This is a genomic window from Streptomyces parvulus (assembly GCF_014648855.1).
Lineage (GTDB): Bacteria > Actinomycetota > Actinomycetes > Streptomycetales > Streptomycetaceae > Streptomyces > Streptomyces parvulus.
This window is the reverse complement of the sequence record NZ_BMRX01000006.1, coordinates 330,717-346,677: the sequence shown is the minus strand read 5'-3', so window position 1 is coordinate 346,677 and position 15,961 is coordinate 330,717. Positions and strand designations below refer to the sequence as shown.

Annotated in this window: 17 protein-coding genes and 1 pseudogene; 8 read left to right on the top strand and 10 right to left on the bottom strand. The window is 74.2% G+C overall.

Translation table 11 applies throughout. From position 1 onward, the window contains the following. Positions 1-5 precede the first annotated feature (5 nt). Positions 6-236: a hypothetical protein gene (locus IE108_RS13730; RefSeq protein WP_064727598.1), complete on the bottom strand. Its 231-nt coding sequence runs from the start codon at positions 234-236 to the stop codon at positions 6-8. Positions 237-294: 58 nt separating this feature from the next. Between IE108_RS13730 and map the strand changes: the two genes are divergently transcribed. Together map and IE108_RS13720 are read left to right on the top strand one after the other, a co-directional pair. Continuing rightward, positions 295-1,152, top strand: coding sequence for a type I methionyl aminopeptidase (gene map, locus IE108_RS13725; RefSeq protein ID WP_064727599.1), 858 nt, complete (start codon positions 295-297; stop codon positions 1,150-1,152). Positions 1,153-1,293: 141 nt separating this feature from the next. After that, positions 1,294-1,941: a biliverdin-producing heme oxygenase gene (locus tag IE108_RS13720; protein WP_064727600.1), complete on the top strand. Its 648-nt coding sequence runs from the start codon at positions 1,294-1,296 to the stop codon at positions 1,939-1,941. Between the two features lie 80 nt (positions 1,942-2,021). Here the strand turns inward: IE108_RS13720 and IE108_RS13715 are convergent, their stop codons facing one another. The 4 genes from IE108_RS13715 to IE108_RS13700 form a co-directional block, all read right to left on the bottom strand. Beyond that, positions 2,022-2,231 (bottom strand): hypothetical protein, encoded by a 210-nt coding sequence (locus IE108_RS13715; RefSeq protein ID WP_064727601.1) that lies wholly within the window; start codon positions 2,229-2,231, stop codon positions 2,022-2,024. A 103-nt stretch (positions 2,232-2,334) separates the two neighbouring features. Continuing rightward, on the bottom strand, positions 2,335-2,979 hold the full coding sequence (locus IE108_RS13710; protein ID WP_064727602.1) for a PhzF family phenazine biosynthesis protein: 645 nt from the start codon (positions 2,977-2,979) through the stop codon (positions 2,335-2,337). 87 nt (positions 2,980-3,066) lie between these two features. Continuing rightward, on the bottom strand, positions 3,067-4,611 hold the full coding sequence (locus IE108_RS13705; RefSeq protein ID WP_064727603.1) for an HtaA domain-containing protein: 1,545 nt from the start codon (positions 4,609-4,611) through the stop codon (positions 3,067-3,069). A gap of 64 nt (positions 4,612-4,675) precedes the next feature. Further along, the gene (locus IE108_RS13700; protein ID WP_064727604.1) at positions 4,676-6,103 is read right to left on the bottom strand and encodes an HtaA domain-containing protein; all 1,428 of its coding nucleotides are present in this window, start codon (positions 6,101-6,103) and stop codon (positions 4,676-4,678) included. Positions 6,104-6,205: 102 nt separating this feature from the next. Between IE108_RS13700 and IE108_RS13695 the strand changes: the two genes are divergently transcribed. The 5 genes and pseudogenes from IE108_RS13695 (at position 6,206) to IE108_RS13680 (ending at position 10,269) form a co-directional block, all read left to right on the top strand. Next, complete coding sequence (locus tag IE108_RS13695) at positions 6,206-7,234, top strand: heme/hemin ABC transporter substrate-binding protein (protein WP_064727605.1); 1,029 nt, start codon at positions 6,206-6,208, stop codon at positions 7,232-7,234. Continuing rightward, on the top strand, positions 7,231-8,322 hold the full coding sequence (locus IE108_RS13690; protein ID WP_064727606.1) for a FecCD family ABC transporter permease: 1,092 nt from the start codon (positions 7,231-7,233) through the stop codon (positions 8,320-8,322). The genes IE108_RS13695 and IE108_RS13690 overlap by 4 nt, the downstream gene beginning before the upstream one ends. Further along, complete coding sequence (locus IE108_RS13685) at positions 8,319-9,179, top strand: heme ABC transporter ATP-binding protein (RefSeq protein ID WP_064727607.1); 861 nt, start codon at positions 8,319-8,321, stop codon at positions 9,177-9,179. The genes IE108_RS13690 and IE108_RS13685 overlap by 4 nt, the downstream gene beginning before the upstream one ends. A 3-nt stretch (positions 9,180-9,182) precedes the next feature. Next, a pseudogene (locus IE108_RS35325) lies at positions 9,183-9,320 on the top strand (iron transporter); the annotation flags it as partial. After that, on the top strand, positions 9,280-10,269 hold the full coding sequence (locus tag IE108_RS13680) for an SCO2278 family lipoprotein (RefSeq protein ID WP_064727608.1): 990 nt from the start codon (positions 9,280-9,282) through the stop codon (positions 10,267-10,269). The pseudogene IE108_RS35325 and the gene IE108_RS13680, both read left to right, overlap by 41 nt. Positions 10,270-10,277: 8 nt before the next feature. On the opposite strand, the gene IE108_RS13675 is transcribed toward IE108_RS13680, so the two are convergent. Beyond that, positions 10,278-11,009, bottom strand: coding sequence for a bifunctional DNA primase/polymerase (locus IE108_RS13675; RefSeq protein WP_064727609.1), 732 nt, complete (start codon positions 11,007-11,009; stop codon positions 10,278-10,280). A gap of 119 nt (positions 11,010-11,128) precedes the next feature. Next, positions 11,129-11,776, bottom strand: coding sequence for a TetR/AcrR family transcriptional regulator (locus IE108_RS13670; RefSeq protein WP_064727610.1), 648 nt, complete (start codon positions 11,774-11,776; stop codon positions 11,129-11,131). A 104-nt stretch (positions 11,777-11,880) separates the two neighbouring features. Between IE108_RS13670 and IE108_RS13665 the strand changes: the two genes are divergently transcribed. After that, complete coding sequence (locus IE108_RS13665; RefSeq protein WP_079163495.1) at positions 11,881-12,078, top strand: DUF6243 family protein; 198 nt, start codon at positions 11,881-11,883, stop codon at positions 12,076-12,078. Between the two features lie 15 nt (positions 12,079-12,093). Here IE108_RS13665 and IE108_RS13660 read toward each other — a convergent pair whose 3' ends face one another. The 3 genes from IE108_RS13660 to IE108_RS13650 all read right to left on the bottom strand — a co-directional run bounded on the left by IE108_RS13660 (position 12,094) and on the right by IE108_RS13650 (position 15,910). Beyond that, positions 12,094-13,098 carry a small ribosomal subunit Rsm22 family protein gene (locus IE108_RS13660; protein WP_064727611.1) on the bottom strand — a complete coding sequence of 335 codons (1,005 nt, stop codon included), beginning with the start codon at positions 13,096-13,098 and terminating at the stop codon, positions 12,094-12,096. Positions 13,099-13,475: 377 nt separating this feature from the next. Further along, positions 13,476-14,651 (bottom strand): serine hydrolase domain-containing protein, encoded by a 1,176-nt coding sequence (locus IE108_RS13655; protein ID WP_189397651.1) that lies wholly within the window; start codon positions 14,649-14,651, stop codon positions 13,476-13,478. Continuing rightward, positions 14,603-15,910: a multidrug effflux MFS transporter gene (locus IE108_RS13650; protein ID WP_064727612.1), complete on the bottom strand. Its 1,308-nt coding sequence runs from the start codon at positions 15,908-15,910 to the stop codon at positions 14,603-14,605. Before IE108_RS13650 ends, IE108_RS13655 begins: the two co-directional genes overlap by 49 nt. Between the last annotated feature and the right edge of the window lie 51 nt (positions 15,911-15,961).

The following is a 15,961-nucleotide window of genomic DNA, read 5'->3' as shown; positions in this document are numbered from 1 at the left end:
CCCGGTCACTCGTCGTCGGGACGGCCCGCCGGGGCGTCGTGCCACTTGGGGTCGTTCTCCCATTCGAGGTTGCGCTCGCGCGCCGTCCGCATCGCGTGCTCGGCCTCGGCGCGGGAGGCGTACGGCCCGAACCGGTCCTTCGCCGGGCACTCCGGGCCCTCCTCCACCTTCTTGTGCTCCAGGCAGTAGTACCACTCGCCCGGCTTGCCGACCGTGCGCTTCTTGAACAGGGCCATGACCAGCTCCTCTCGCCACCGACATGTTCCCCCAAGCCCGCTGGTTAGACTCCTCGGCATGTCTGGCCAGTCGCTGCTCGTTCCAGGGGAACTGTCCCCCACCCGTTCCGTGCCCGGAAACATCCGCCGGCCCGAGTACGTCGGAAAGCCCGCACCGACGCCGTACACCGGCCCGGAGGTGCAGACGCCCGAGACCGTCGAGGCGATGCGCGTGGCGGGGCGGATCGCGGCGCGGGCGATGGAGGAGGCCGCGAAGCTCATCGCGCCCGGCGTGACGACGGACGAGCTGGACCGGGTCGCGCACGCGTACATGTGCGACCACGGCGCCTACCCGTCGACGCTGGGCTACCGGGGCTTCCCCAAGTCCCTGTGCAGCTCGGTCAACGAGGTGATCTGCCACGGCATCCCGGACTCCACGGTGCTGCGCGACGGCGACATCGTGAACCTCGACGTGACGGCGTACATCGGCGGCGTGCACGGCGACAACAACGCGACGTACCTGGTCGGCGACGTGGACGAGGAGAGCCGGCTGCTGGTCGAGCGGACCCGGGAGGCGCTGGCCCGCGCGATCAAGGCGGTCCGGCCGGGCCGGCAGATCAACATCATCGGCCGGGTCATCGAGTCGTACGCCAAGCGCTTCGGGTACGGGGTGGTGCGGGACTTCACGGGGCACGGCATCAACACGTCGTTCCACTCGGGCCTCATCGTGCCGCACTACGACAGCCCGCACGCGACCACCGTCATCCAGCCCGGGATGACCTTCACCATCGAGCCGATGCTGACGCTCGGCACGCACGAGTACGACATGTGGGACGACGGCTGGACGGTCGTGACGAAGGACCGCAGGCGGACGGCGCAGTTCGAGCACACGCTGGTGGTGACCGACTCGGGCGCGGAGATCCTGACCCTCCCGTAGCCCGCCGCCGCTCCGGCGGAAGACGTGCGAAGGCCCGCACCCATCGAGGTGCGGGCCTTCGCGCGTCTGGGTAGTCTCTTACCGACACATCGTCGGAAAGACCCTTGACTTAGGTAAGCCTAACCATAGAAAATCGGCCTCATGGACTCCTTCTCGACCCTCATCCGCACGGCCTCGCACGAGCAGCACGTGGAGGCGGAGACCTCCACGTTCATGAGCGACCTGCTCGGCGGCCGGCTCGGCGTCGACGCCTACGCGCGCTACACCGAGCAGCTGTGGTTCGTCTACGAAGCCCTGGAGGCCTCCGCCGGCCGTCTCGCGTCGGACCCGGTGGCGGGCCCCTTCATCCGCCCGCAGCTGATGCGGCTCGCCTCGCTGGAGCGGGACCTGGCCCACCTGCGCGGCCCCGGCTGGCGCACGGGGCTCACCGCCCTGCCCGCGACCGGGGAGTACGCCGCGCGGGTCCGCGAGTGCGCCGAGGAGTGGCCCGCGGGGTACGTCGCCCACCACTACACGCGCTACCTCGGCGATCTGTCGGGCGGTCAGATCATCCGCGACAAGGCCGAGCGGACGTGGGGCTTCGCCCGCAAAGGCGACGGGGTCCGGTTCTACGTCTTCGAGGAGATCGGCAACCCGGCCGCCTTCAAGCGGGAGTACCGCGAACTGCTCGACGGCATCCGGGCGGACGACCTGGAGAAGCAGCGCGTGGTGGCCGAGTGCAAGCGCGCCTTCGCCCTGAACACGGGGGTCTTCCGGGCGCTGGGCGAGGAGTTCCCCCTGTCCGCCTGACGGACCCGGACCCGGACACACGACGACGGTCCCCGCCCGGCCTGCGCCAGTGGGGGACCGTCGTCGGTCTGCCGCGGGTCTCAGTCGATGTCGTAGTCGTCGCTGCGGCAGTTGATGCCGCCGAAGACCAGGTCACCCGTGCTGTCGGTGTCGATGGCGCCGAAGTACGGGCTGCAGGTGGCGTCGCTGTCGCCGTGCAGGGGGCCGTCGAAGGCGGTGGCGGTGGCGGCGCCGCCGGCGGTCATGGCGGCGGTCAGCAGGACCGTGGCAAGGGCGGAGCGGATGCGCATGGGTTTCCTCTCGCGGGGGTGAGCGGTCACGCCCACTGGTCCCCCCGGCCGGTCGCGCGCACACGCCGTTCCACCCGAACGGAGCCGTGCTGCCGTGCGGACTTCACCGCTCCAGGCGTACCCTGCCCCCGATCTCGACCCAGCCCTCCGGCTGCGGCGCCGTGAGGATCTGCGAGCCGGCGCCCTGCGTGATGTTGAGGGCCCGGCCCAGCCGCTCGGTCAGCAGCAGCGCCGCCGCCCCGGTCGCCTCGTCCTCCTCGATGCCGTCGCCCCGGCCGGGGAAGGCACGGGCGCGCACCCGGCCGCCCGCCTCGTCCTCCCAGGCCCACGCGTACACCCACTCCCCCGGCGGCGGCACCCGCAGGTCGTCCACCTCGGCGACGGTGGCGTACTGGCGCAGGGTGCGCGGCGGCGCCCACTCGGGGCGGGCCTCGATCCAGCTGAACTCCCCGTCCAGCCGGGCGCCCACCACCCCCGCGGGGGTGACGAGTTCGGGCACGTCGAGCAGCCAGGCGGTGCCGACGCAGGGGTGGCCGGCGAAGGGCAGCCGCAGGGTGGGCGTGTAGATGTCGACGACCCCGCGCTCGGGGTCGTCGACGAACACCGTCTCGCTGAAGCCGAGTTTCGCGGCCAGCTCCTGCCGCCGGCCGGTCTCGGGCAGCACGGAGCCGTCCCGGACGACGCCCAGTTCGTTGCCGTATCCGCCGTTCGGCGCGCAGAAGACGCGCAGTACGTCGTAGTCAGTCACCCGGGCATTCAAGCATCGCCGGAGGGCCGGGGCGGCCCCGGAGGCCGTCCCGGCCCCGCAGGGACCGGGGCCGCGGGACGGCTACGGCTACGGCTGCGCCCGGCGCCTGCGGGTCGCGTAGACCGCGCCCGCGCCGATCGCGACCGCGACGCCGGCCGCGGCGCCCAGGGCCGGGCCGGGGATGTCCGAGCCGGTGCTGGCGAGGCTGCCGCCGCCGGTGGTGGTGCCGGTGCCGCCGACGGTCGAGGCGGTGCCGCCGGTGCCCCCGGTGCCGCCGCCGGCCGATCCCGCCGAGCCGCCCGTGCCGCCGCTGCCGCCGGAGGTGCCCGCCGTGCCGCCGTCCGGGAGCTGCGCGTCGTCGCTCAGCGCCACCGACAGGTCCACGGCGTCGAGGCTGGTGCCGGCCGGGTAGAAGTCGCCGAAGGCCTTCGCGCCGGCCGCGGTGAGCGTGGCGGCGACGCCGTCGACGGTGATGACGTTCTTCTCGGCGGTGAGGTCGCCGGACTTGGCCTTGAGGTCGGCCAGCACCACGCCCTTGCTGCCCGTGCCCAGGCTGTCGACGTCGGCGCTCAGTTTGCCGCTGCCGCCGTCGAGGGTGGCCTTGAGGTTGCTCAGGGTCAGGTCGAGGCCGTACGTGCCGTTGGTCTCGTGGCCCTTGAAGTTCACGGCGCCCTTGAAGGAGGCGGTGAGCCTGTCCGCGTCGGTGTCGTAGGTGCCGGTGGCGTCCTTGAAGGTGAAGGCGCCGTTGCCGGCCGCCTGGGTCGCGCCGCCGGAGACGGTGACCCGGCCCTTGGCTATGGGACCGGTGACGTAGGCGCGGAAGGTCTGCTTCACGCCCCAGCCGAGGGTGCCGTCGGCGATCTCGCCCCTGGTCGCGGCCTCGGTGGCGGAGGCGGAGGGCGAAGGACCGGTGTCCGCGGTCTTCGTCGGGGACGGGTCGGGCGAGCCGGTGCCGGGCTCCTCGGTGGTGGTCTGCGAGGCGGACGGGGACGGTTCCTGCGTCTGCGTCCGCGAGGGGGACGGGGAGGCGGGCGGGGTGGTCGGCGGGGTCTTCTGAACGACCGTCAGCGGGTCGCCGGCCGCGCCCGCGTAGCTCGCGCTGCCGAGGTACTCCCCCGCCTCGGCGGTGAGGGTGGTGGCCATGTCCTTCATCTCGCGGGTCACGGCGACCGTGGCGAGCGGGACGTCGTCGCCCTCGGTGGTCTTGGGGGCGCCCGCGGAGGTGTCGACCTTCTTCACGTCGGCCGTGATCGCGGCGGCCTTGCTGTCGAAGCGCACGTCGGTGAGGGTGATCTCGAAGCCGTGCGCCGCGGACTTGCTCACCAGGCCGCCCTTGAAGGCCAGGTCGACGGTGTGCCCCGTGGTGTCGTAGGTGCCGGTGCCGTCGACGAAGGTGAAGGCGCCGTTGCCGGCGGCCTGGGTGGCGCCGCCCGAGGTGGTGAAGGTGCCGAACATGCCGACGTAGTTGCGGTACGACTGCTTGACGCCCCAGGTCAGCTCGTAGTCCTTGAGCGGCACCTCGGCCGCCGTGGCGGTGGTGGCGCCGGCCGTGACGAGGACGGTGGCGCCGAGCGCGGCGGCCGTGGCCACGGCGGCGGCGAGGGCGGTGGAACGGCGTCGTCTGACGGGCATGGCTCGGTTCTCCTTGGGTGAGGTGCCGCCGGGAGGCGGCCCGGGTCGGGTGGCGTGGGGGGTGTCAGCCCTCGTCCGCGGGGGACGTGGCGGGGCGGGCCCGGCGCCTGCGCAGGGCGACGGTCACGAGGGCCGCGGCCGCCAGCAGCAGGGCGCCGGCCGTGAGGGAGACGGGCAGGGCGGGGAAGTCGCCGTCGTCGGTGGCGCTCGCGACGGGTGCGGCGGAGGTGTCGGCGGGCCCGGTCTTCGCGGCCCGGGGGCTCGGCTGGGCGGTCGGCTCGCTGCCCAGGTCGGGCAGCGCGGGCAGTTCGGCCCCGGCGGTGAGGGCGACGGCCAGGGACAGCGGGTCCATGGCGGTGCCCGCCCGGTACATGCCGCCGAAGGCCTCGGCGCCGCGCGCGGTGAGCTTCGCGGGGGCCTCGGTCACCTTCACCACTCCCCCGGTGGCCTTGAGGCCCTTCGCGGTGAAGGTGACCAGGGGGACCTTGCGGGCGTCGAGATCGGGGGCGGCCACGTCGGCGTAGAGGGTGCCCGCGCCGTCCTCGACGGTGACCCTCACGGCGCTGAGTTTCAGGTCGAGGCCGTGGGCGCCGGTGAAGTGCACCGCGCCCTTGAAGGCGGCGGTGAGGCCGCCGTCCTGGAACGTGCCCGTTCCGCCCGGGAAGCGGAAGAGCGCGCCGCCGTCCTGGGCGCCCGCGGACAGCGTCCACTCGCCGTCGGCGATGTCGCCGGTGACGTACTCGCGGAAGGTGCGGCGCACGCCCCAGTCGACGGCGCCGTCCTTGACCGCGTCACCCCCGGCCGCCGTGGCCTTCGGGGACTCGGCGGGCGCGGTCGGGGTGCTCGACGGCTTCTTCTCGGGCTGCCGCGCCGCCGCCTCGACGTCGGCGGACAGGCTCACCGGGTCGAGCGCGGTGCCGGCCGTGTAGTAGCCGGCGAAGGAGCGGGCGCCCTGGGCGGTGAGGGTGGCGGGCACGCCCGCGAGGACCACGGTGCCGCCGGCGCCGCGCATGTCGACGCCGCCGAGGGAGAGGGTGGCGAAGGGCACCTGACGGGACGTCGTGACCGCCCCGGTGTCCTTCGCCTTGCTGGTGACGTCCACCAGGAGCGTGCCGGTGGCGCCGGTGATGCTCACGGTGGGACGGCTGATGGTGAGGTCGAGCTGGTGGGCGCCGCCGCTCGTGCGGTGGCCCAGGAAGCGCACGCCGCCGGAGAAGGCGGCCCGGAAGCTGCCCCGGTCGCCGTCGTAGGCGCCGGTGGCGGAGTGGAAGCGGAAGGCGCTGCCGCCGACGGTGGCGGCGCCCCCGGTCAGGGAGTAACTCCCCTTGGCGATAGGGCCGGTGACGTAGCTCTGGAACGAGGACTTGATGCCCCAGTCGAGCCGTCCGCCCTGCACGGTCCGGCTTTCGGCGTGGGCCGCGGTCATGGGGAGCAGGGCGCCGAGGACCGCCGCGCACACCACGGTGACCAGGGCTCGAAGGCGGGCGGGCATGGCGAAGTCCTCCGGATCGGGGGGCCGGTAGCGAACGAAGGTAAGGCTAACCTAAGCTCTAACGGACTGATACCGGCAGTCCAGGGAAGGACGGGACGGAACGTGCGACGCTTGCGAAACCGACTGGCGGGAGCAGCGCTGTCCGTGCTCGCCCTCACCGTGACCGCGACCGGATGCGGAGGGTCCTCCGAGGCCTCGTCCGGCTCTCCGGCTCCCTCGGGGGCCGCGACCGCCGGGCAGACCGTGGCCAACCGGGTCGAGCCCCTGGAGCGGAGACCCGCGCCCCGCCTCCCGGCGACCGTCCGGTCCGCCGACGGCGAGAAGGTCACCGTGGAGAAGGCCGAGCGCGTCGTCCCTCTGTCGGGCAGCCTCAGCGAGATCGTGTTCACGCTCGGGCTCGGCGACCGCGTCGTCGCCCGCGACGTCACCGCCACCTTCGCGCAGGCGGCCGGGCTCCCCGTGGTCACCCGGGGCCACGACGTCTCCGCGGAGAGCGTGCTGTCGCTCAGGCCCGACCTGGTGATCGCGGAGACCACCACCGGCCCGGCGGAGGCGGTGGACCAGATCCGCGCCGCGGGGATCCCGGTGCTGCTCGTTGCGGCGGCCAGGGGCCTGGACGACGTCGGCACCCGCATCCGGGCGGTCGCCGGCGCCCTCGGGGTGCCGGCGGCCGGACAGGAGCTGACGCGGCGCTCGGAGCAGCGGATCGAGGCCGCCCGCAAGGACGTTCCGCACGGCGAGAAGCCGCGGGTCGCCTTCCTGTACCTGCGCGGCTCGGCCTCCGTCTACCTGATCGGCGGCGCGGACTCGGGCGCGGGTTCGCTGATCGAGGCGGCCGGCGCGGTGGACGCCGGGGCGGCCTCGGGTCTGGACAAGGACTTCACCGCGATCACCAGCGAGGCCCTGGTGAAGGCCGCGCCGGACGCCATCCTCGTGATGAGCAAGGGCCTCGAATCGGTCGGCGGCGTCGACGGACTGGTGAAGATCCCCGGCGTCGCGCAGACCCCGGCCGGCCTGGACCGGCGGATCGTCTCCGTCGAGGACGGCGTCCTGCTCAACTACGGCCCGCGCACCGACCAGGTGCTGAGGTCGGTCGTGGCGCAGCTGTACGGCGAGGACGGCGCGCGGTGACGGTACTGGACAAGCCGGTTTCTCCGCGGACGTCCCCCGGTCCGGCGCCGGCCCGCACCCGGCGCACCACGGCCTGGCTGCTGACCGCCGGCCTCGTCGCGGGCCTGCTGGTCCTGGTGCCCGTCGCGGCCGGCACCGGCGCCTACCCGGTCCCGGTCGCCGACGTGCTGGGCTCACTGCTGCACCGGGCCGGGCTCGGCGGCACCGAACTGGACCGGGTGGCCGAGTCGGTGCTGTGGAACGTGCGGTTCCCGAGGATCGTGCTGGCCCTGCTCGTCGGCGCCTCGCTGGGCTGCGCGGGGGCGCTGATGCAGGGCGTGTTCGGCAACCCGCTCGCCGAACCGGGCGTCATCGGCGTCTCCTCGGGCGCGGCGGTCGGCGCGGTCGGGGCCATCGCCTTCGGGCTGAACTTCCTCGGCAACTGGACGGTGTCCGTCTTCGCGTTCGTCTCCGGCCTGATCACGGTCCTGGTGGTGTACGCCATGTCCCGCTCGGGCGGCCGTACGGAGGTCGTGACGCTGATCCTCACCGGTATCGCCGTGAACGCCTTCGCGGGCGCGCTGATCGGCCTGTTCCTGTTCTTCGCGGACACGGCGGCGGTCAACCAGATCACCTTCTGGCAGCTGGGCTCGCTCGCCCAGGCGACCTGGCCGAAGGTGCTGGCGGTGCTGCCGTGCGCGGCGCTCGGGCTGGGGCTCGCCCCGCTGTACGCCCGCCGGCTGGACCTGCTCGCGCTCGGCGAACGCCCGGCCCGGCACCTGGGCGTGGAGGTGGAGCGCCTGCGGATCGTCCTGGTCCTGGTGATCGCGCTGCTGACGGCGGCCGCGGTCAGCGTGGCCGGGGTGATCGGCTTCGTCGGCCTCGTCGTCCCGCACCTGCTGCGGATGGCGGCGGGTCCCGGGCACCGGTTCCTGATCCCGGGCAGCGCGCTGCTCGGCGCGCTGGTCCTGCTCGCCGCCGACCTGGCCGCGCGCACGGTGGCGGCGCCCGCGGAGCTGCCGCTCGGGGTGCTGACGGCGCTGCTCGGCAGCCCGTTCTTCTTCTGGCTGCTGCGCCGCACCCGGCGCAGGCAAGGGGGTTGGGCATGAGGGCCGTGAAATCGCCGAACACTCGGGGCCTGCTGCGCCTCGTACCGTCCCGCCCGCTGCCTCCGCCGCCGGCCGCGCCCGGTGACGTCCTCGCCGAGGCCGAGGCGGTGCGGGTGCTCCTGGGCGGGCGACCGGTGCTCGACGGGGTGGACGTGCGCGTCCGGGCGGGCGAGGTACTGGCCCTGGTCGGGCCCAACGGCGCCGGAAAGTCGACCCTGTTGGGTGCCCTGGCCGCCGATGTCCCGGCCGCCGAGGGGGTGGTACGCGTGCACGGCCGCCCGGCGGGCGAGTGGTCCGCGCCCGAACTGGCCCTGCGCCGGGCGGTGCTGCCCCAGTCGGCGTCGCTGTCCTTCCCGTTCCCGGTGGCGGAGGTGGTCCGGATGGGCCGGGCGCCCTGGGCGGGCGGTGAGCGGGAGGCCGAGGACGACGCGGCGGTGGCGGAGGCGATGGCCCGCACGGAGGTGGCCGGTTTCGCCGGGCGCCCCTTCTCCGCGCTGAGCGGCGGCGAGCGGGCCCGGGTGGCGCTGGCCCGCGTGCTGGCCCAGCGCGCGCCGCTGCTGCTGCTCGACGAGCCGACGGCGGCCCTGGACCTGCGGCACCAGGAACTGGTCCTGCGCCTGTGCCGGGAGCGGGCTCGGGCCGGGGACGCGGTGGTCGTCGTCCTGCACGACCTGGCGCTGGCGGCGGCGTACGCGGACCGGGTGGCGGTGCTGCGGGCGGGCCGGATCGCGGCCGAGGGCGCCCCGGCGGAGGTGTTCGACGAGGACCTCCTCTCCGAGGTCTACGACCAGCCGGTGGAGGTGCTGCCCCACCCGCGCACCGGAGCGCTGCTGGTGGTCCCGCGCCGGGAGGTGTGAGCGGAGGTCACGGTGTGGCGGCTGTCTCCGGTCCGGCCGTTCGGGCGCCGCCCCGTCCCGGTAGGGTTCGCCTCCGGGAAGGGGAAGGTGAAGGAACCTGATGAGCAGGGATCGCGGCCCTCGACGGCCCCGCCGGCTTGACCGGAAGATATTCGCGGCGGCCTCGGTGACCGCTCTGTCGTTGACGGCGAGCGGATGCGTGGTGGTGCACGGCGAGCGCGAGGTGCTCCCCGCGACCACCCGGACCGAAGCCGCCAAGGCACTCCAGCAGTTCACCTCCGCGTACAACGCCGCCGACAAGGCCTACGACGCGTCCCTGGACGCCGACCACACCGCGGGCGCGCTCGCCGCCATCGACTCGGCGCGGCTGAAGGCGGGCCGCACCAACCACCCGGACGGCAACCCGGCGCACGCGCCGCTGGAGCTGACCGACGCGAAGTACACGATTCCGAAGAAGGCGGGCTGGCCCCGCTGGTTCGTCGCGGACACCAAGGCCAACAAGGGCGGGAAGTCCCGCTGGCTGCTGGTGTTCACCCGCGACGGCCTGGACGAGACCTGGCAGGCGACGTACCTGACCCTGGTCGCCCCCGAGCGGATGCCCGAGTTCAAGACCGACGCGGACGGGTGGGCCGAGGCGGTCCCCGCCGACTCGACGGATCTGGCCGCCCCGCCGGGCGACCTGAGCAAGGACTACACGGCGTACCTGCGCAGCGGCGGCGCGTCCTTCGCGGACGGCGTGCACACCAGTTCCTGGCGGAAGGTGCGGGAGAAGCGGTCGAGCCGCCCCGGCCTGGTCACCCAGTTCATCGACGAGCCGCTGACCGAGGGCCACTACGCGCCGCTGGCGCTGCGCACCAAGGACGGCGGGGCGCTGGTCTTCTTCACGACGCGGCACTACGAGAAGCAGACGGCGGCGCGGGGGGCCGCGGTGCCGACGCCGAACAGGGACGTGCTGGCGCTGACGGACGGCGAGATCAAGCAGTCGCTGACGATGGAGTTCGTGTCCAACGAGGTCGCGCTCGACCCGGCGGACGGCAAGGTGTCGGTCCTGGGCCGGGTGCAGGGTCTGACGTCGGCGAAGGGCGAGTAGCCCGGCGCTCAGCGGCGCAGGGGCCAGGCCGTGCCCGCGTGGTCGCTCTCCTCGCCGGCGTGCCGGGCGCAGGCGTCGGTGAGGGTCTCCAGCAGGGTGAGCGGGTCCGGCAGCGGATGCTCGGGGCCGCGCACCCAGTGCACGGTGCGGTCCTCGCCGGGCAGCCGGGCGGGCGGCACGAGCACGTAGGAGCCGCGGCAGTGCCAGCGCAGGCCGGGGTGCTCGTCCATGGTCTCGGGGTGGCAGTCCAGCTCGCAGGGCCACCACTCGTCCTCGTCCTCGGGGGTGCCGCGGGTGAGGGTGAACAGCAGCATGCGGCCGTCGTCGCTCTCGGCGGCCGGGCCCACCTCGATGCCGGCCTCCAGCAGCCGCCGGACGGCCTCGCGCCCGGCCTCCAGGGGGACGTCGAGGACGTCGTGGACCATGCCGGTCGCGGTGATGAAGTTGGCCTCGGGCTGGTGCCGCGCCCAGCGCTCGATCTGCGACCGGTCGGTGGTGGACTGCGTCTGCCAGGCGAAGGACACCGGGTGCCGCGCCGGGGTGGGACAGCCGACGCGGTCGCAGGAGCAGCGGTATCCGGCGGGGTGGGCGGCGGGCGCCAGGGGCAGTCCCGCGCCGGCGGCGGCGAGCAGCAGGTCCTCCCGGCCGCCGTCACCGGCGTCCTCCTTGGGCCGGCGTCCGCGCAGCCACGAGGAGAGTTTGCCCTGCAGACCGCTCCGACCGCCGAACTCCGCGCTCATCAAACCCCTTGCCTCGCCGTCGTGCGCACCAGCATGCCCTATCGTCGCACCATTCCGCGCTTCGGGGTCGGGAAGGGACAAACTCCCCTGGTCAGGCTCGCACGGGGGGCCTTTTTCGGTCAGCGGGGGGCAAGCCCGTACAGCGCGTAGTCGACGAGGGTGTCGGTGTACTCGTAGGAGATCGGCGCGGTGTGCTGGAGCCAGCGCTGGGCGAGCGGGGAGACGAACAGCTCCAGTGCGATCCGCGGGTCGATCTCCGGCCGCACCTGGCCGGCATCCTGGGCGGCGCGCAGCCGGTCGACGTAGAGCTGGAGCGAGGGCTCCAGGAGCTTGGCGACGAACCGCCGCCCGAGCTTCTCGTCGACGAGCCCTTCGGCCGCCAGGGCACGCGAGGGCACCTCGAAGGCGGGGTCGCGCAGCTCGTCGACGGTCGTGCGCAGTACGGCCTTGAGGTCGGCGGCCAGATCGCCGGTGTCCGGGATGGCGTACGCCGCACCGGGGTCGGCGCCGGGGTCACGGGCGGCCCGGTCGCCCAGGTCGAGGAAGGCCTCCAGCAGGACGTCGGCCTTGGAGGACCACCAGCGGTAGATGGTCTGCTTGCCGACGCCGGCGCGGGCGGCGATGCCCTCGATGGTGGTCTTGGGGTAGCCGACCTCGCCGACGAGCGCGAGGGCGGCGTCGTAGATGGCCTGGCGGGAGCGCTGGCTGCGCCGGGCGGCGTCGGGCTGGGGCTTGTCGGGGGCGTGTACGGATTTCTGAGCGGCCATGGCTCGAACTTATCAGGTTGACAAGACGTTGCGTCTCGCCTGACAGTGGAGAAGCACCGAGCGAGACGAACCGTCTCGTTTTACTAGGCGAGGAGGAGGCAGCCATGGCCCGAGGTGGAGCAGGAAACATGCTGGGCGTCGGCGGCACGCGGCGGAAGCTGGGCCGCGACGCGCTGCGCGGCGGCGACCGTCGCGGCAGGACGGGCGGCGCCCCGAGCCCGCAGGAGCAGAAGCGCGAACTGCTGCGCAAGCTGCAGGAACGACGGCAGACCCGCCAGGGGACGGACGACGGGACGTCGTGAAACGGGTGGGCCGGGTCAACGACCCCGTTCGTCGACCCGGTCGCCGTCCGCCGGCGGCCAGGCGTCCCCCCAGGCCGCGTCCCGCGCCGCCTTGTACAGGTCCCCGTGACGCTTGGTGACCGTCCGCCGCTCCAGCCGCTCGTCCGGCTCGCACAGGTCGAGCAGGACCTGGCCCTTGCGGATCTGCGGTCGCCGGACCACGCGGGAGGGGGCGGGGCCGGCGGGCAGCCGGGTGGCGGCGACGTAGCTGAACTTCTCGTCCTCGTAGGCGAGGGAGCCGCTCTTGACCTGCCGGTGCAGCGAGGAGCGGCTGACCCGCGCCGCGAAGTGGCACCAGTCCGTGCCGGGCACGATGGGGCAGGCGGCGCTGTGCGGGCAGGGCGCGGCGACGCGGAACCCGGCGGCGACGAGCCGGTCGCGGGCCTCGATGACACGGGCGTACCCGGCCGGGGTGCCGGCCTCCACGATCACAACGGCCTCCGCGGCTCCGGCGGCGGCGTCGACGAGGGCGGTGCGGTCGGCCGGCGTCAGCTCGTTGAGCACATAGGAGACGGTGACGAGGTCGGCCTTGTCGACGGTGAGCGCCGCGCCGATCCGCGAGCGCTGCCAGCGGGCGTCGCGCAGTCCGGGGTGGGCGGCGGCGATCTCCCGCCCGAGGGCGAGGGCGGGCTCCGCCCAGTCCAGCACGGTCACCGGCCGGCTGCCGCCCCAGGTGTCGCTGACGGCCCAGGTCGCGGCACCGGTCCCGCCGCCCACGTCCACGTGGCTGCCGGGCGTCCACCCCGGCACGGCGTCCGCGAACGCGGCGAGCGCGGAGCGTACGGCGGCGAAGGTGGCCGGCATGCGGTAGGCGGCGTAGGCGACGACGTCGGCGCGGTCGCGGAGGATGGGGGCGTCGGTCGGGGTGTCGCCCCGGTACGTCCCGATCAGCCGCTCCACCGCCTGCGCGGCCTGCCGCGGCGGCAGCCCGTCGACGAGGTCGGCGAGGGCGGCACGCAGGAGGTCGGCGGGGTCGTTCACCCGACGATTCTAGGGGGCGGTGACGGGTCTCACGGCCGGCGCTCCCTGGTCACCCGGCGTGGGTGCGGGCCGGGGGTGGGTGACGCAGCCCGGCGTAGCGGGGTGCCGCTGCGCCCACCCGTGCCGCCCCAGCGGCACGACTGCCCGCAGCTGAGTGGGAGAGCCGCGTACGGCGAGAAGGGGGTGTGCCGGGGGGTGTCCGCCCGCAGCGGTTGGCGCGTCAACACAGTTCACTTCTGTGGCCGACCGATTCCGCGCCGTTCCGAGGACGGACACCCCCCGGCGCACCCCCGACCCGAAACACCACGCACCGCGCCACGCGCACCCCCACCGAACCAGCCACAGGCCGCCGCAGGCATCGCCCCCCGAAGACGCCGTCAGGCATCCCGCACGGCCCGAGCCACCCGAGTCCCCACCCCCGCCCGCGCCCCGTTCGCCACCTGCCGCCGCCGCGGATGGACCGTGTTCGCGAGGAGGATCGCGAACGTGTCCGTCACCCGGTCCAGCACCAGCATCGTCCCCGTGAACCCGGTGTGCCCCGCCGCCCCCCGCCCCGCCAGCTCCCCCATGAACCACGGCTGGTCGAGGGCGAACCCCAGCCCCGGCGCCGCGAGCAGCAGCTCCACGAAGTCCGGACCGAGGATCCGGGCCGGCCCGTACGCCCCGCCCCCGAGCAGCGCCCGGCAGAACACCGCGAGATCCCGCCCCGTGGAGAACAGCCCCGCGTGCCCCGCCACCCCGCCCAGCGCCCACGCGTTCTCGTCGTGGACGACCCCCCGCAGCATCCCCCGGTCGGCCTTCGCCCACGGCCGCCGCTGGTCCTCGGTCGCCGCCGCCCCGGGGCACGGCCCGAACCCCGTCGCCGTCATGCCGAGCGGCCGGGTGATCCCGTCCCGGACGAGGACGTCGAGACCGCGCCCGGTGATCCGCTCCAGCACCTGCTGGAGGAGCAGCATGTTCAGGTCCGAGTAGCAGTACGTCCCCGGCACCCCCACCGGCCTCTCCGCCCGCAGCAGCGCCATCCGCTCCGCGTCGTCGGCGCAGTCGTACAGCGGGAGTTCGGGCCGCAGCCCGGAGGTGTGCGTGAGCAGCTGCCGCACGGTGACGCGGTGCGCGGCGGCGGCCCGGAAGTCGGGCAGGTACGCGCCGACCTCCGCGTCGATGCCGAGCGTGCCCCGCTCGATCTGCTGCACCGCGGCGACCGAGGTGAACAGCTTCGTGAGGGACGCCAGGTCGAAGGGCGTCCCCACGCTCATCGGCACCCGCTCCCGCGCGGGCAGCTCCACCCCGCGGTCGGTGTCCGGATCGTAGGACGCGTACCGCACGGCCCAGCCCGCCGCCTCCTCGACGGCGAGCACGGGCCCGCGCCCGACGGCCACGACGGCACCGGCGGCCCAGGGCCGGTCGCCGATGGTGAGGCCGCGCACGTCGGCGACGACACGGCGGAGCTCGACGGGGTCGAGTCCGGCCCGCTCGGGGGTGCCGCGCCGCAGTCTCGGAGCGCTCAGTTCTCCACTCCCCGCCCTCTCGCGCGCCCCGCCCGGGGACGGCACATGCCGACGAGGAGGCCGAGCGCCACCACCGCCGCCGTCAGCTGGACGACGGCCATGGGCACGGCGGTGCCCTCCCCGGCGATCCCGACCAGCGGCGAGGCCACCGCGCCGACGAGGAAGGAGGAGGTGCCGAGCAGCGCCGACGCGGACCCCGCGGACTTCTTGACCCGCATCAGCGCGAGCGCCTGGGTGTTCGGCAGGCTGATGCCCATCGCGGACATGAGGACGAACAGCGCGGCGGCGACCGGCACCAGCCCGACCTCGCCGAAGACGCCCAGCGACATCAGCAGCAGCGCGGTCGCGGCGGCGATCACGATCACGAGGCCGACGCCCAGCACCCGGTCCAGCCGGACCCGCCCGACCAGGATCTTGCCGTTGATCTGGCCGACGACGACCAGGCCGATGGAGTTGAGCCCGAAGAGCAGGCTGAAGGTCTGCGCGGAGGCGCCGTAGATCTCCTGGATGACGAACGGCGACGCGGCGACGTACGCGAACAGCGACGCGAAGGCGAAGCTGCCGGCGAGCATGTAGCCGGTGAAGGCGCGGTCGGCGAGCAGCCCGCGCATCGCGCGGAGGGTGTCGCGGGCCCCGCCCGCGTGCCGCTCGGCCTCGGGCAGCGTCTCGGGGAGCTTGGCCCAGACCACGACGCCGAGCACCGCCCCGACCACGACGAGGACGACGAAGACGCCCCGCCAGTCCGTCACCCGCAGGATCTGCCCGCCGATGAGCGGCGCCACGATCGGCGCGACGCCGGAGATCAGCATCAGGGTGGAGAAGAAGCGGGCCATGGCCACACCGTCGTACAGGTCGCGGACCACGGCCCGGGCGATCACGATCCCGGCGGCGCCCGCGAGCCCCTGGATCAGCCGGAAGGCGACGAGGAGTTCGACGGTGAGCGCGACGGCGCACAGGGCGGTGGCGACGACGTAGACCGCGAGCCCGGCGAGCAGCGGGCGCCGGCGGCCCCATTTGTCGCTCATCGGCCCGACGAGGAGCTGGCCGAGGGCCATGCCGGCCAGGCACGCGGTGAGCGTGAGCTGGACGGTCGCGGCGGGCGCGTGCAGGGACCGGGTGACCTCCGGGAGCGAGGGGAGGTACATGTCCATCGCCAGCGGCGGGGTCGCGGTCAGGCTGCCGAGGATGAGTGTGACGAGCAGTCCGGTGCGACGGGCGGCCCGTCGCGCGGGGTCGGCCGGGCCCGGTCCCGGGCTCGTGATGTCGGTCGGTTCGTACGATATGGACGGCCCGCGCTCGGGCATGTGCCCCTCCCTCTTCTACAGATCCGCCACCTATGCTCTCAGCTCGTACGC